We start from the raw sequence: 822 nt of genomic DNA on the forward strand, positions 1-822 counted from the left end.
ACTTAGATGTTTCAGTTCCCCGGGTTTGCTCTTAAAACCCTATGTATTCAGGTCTTAAGTACCTGTTTAAGCAACATATTGATTATCAAAGATAACAATATGAAGCTTTCAGGTGGGTTGCCCCATTCAGAGATCCATGGATCAAAGCTTATTCTCAGCTCCCCATGGCTTATCGCAGAGTATCACGTCTTTCATCGCCTCTTGCTGCCAAGGCATTCACCAAACGCCCTTCTCGCGCTTGATTTGATCCAGAAAAAGAAAGACCGAAGCCTCTCGCGGTCACAGGGAAGCTGGAACAACCCCGAACCTTTATTCTGAACCAAAAGCATACTTTCCCGCCTTCCATCCTGGAACCCATGCTGCCGATGTCGGTCGGCCCCGCATGGAGAATGAAAGACATGCATGATCGTCAGATCATGCGGGTTAGTGTACTTGACTTGGACAACTCTGTTCGTTTCAGCCGGGATATTCAAAGAGGGACGAGGAAACATCCCTAATCAAACCTCCTCACTATGTGTGCTACCGCCTATTCGGCTACTTGAGCACGTGAGGACCAACTGAGATCAACGCCACACTCGGCGCGATCAAACAGTGTTGATTGATTTCTCTCTAAACGATGTCAATTGACGTCCAATCGGACGGTTAAGAACCAAAAAGGTGCTTAACGATCTGATCGGGTAAATGGTGGAGCCTAGGAGGATCGAACTCCTGACCTCCTGAATGCAAATCAGGCGCTCTCCCAGCTGAGCTAAGGCCCCATTCGGATGCTACGCACCCTAATTAGTGGTGGGTCGAGGAGGACTTGAACCTCCGACCTCACGC

The 822-nt window shown here is 49.0% G+C and carries 1 tRNA gene and 1 rRNA gene; both read right to left on the reverse strand.

Features of this window, described 5'->3' with window-relative positions:
- Positions 1-244 (reverse strand): 23S ribosomal RNA (locus E1297_RS01210); the annotation flags it as partial.
- 438 nt (positions 245-682) lie between these two features.
- Positions 683-758: transfer RNA gene (locus E1297_RS01215), tRNA-Ala, on the reverse strand.
- Positions 759-822 lie beyond the last annotated feature (64 nt).

The sequence above is a fragment of the Roseibium sp. RKSG952 genome (assembly GCF_009711355.1).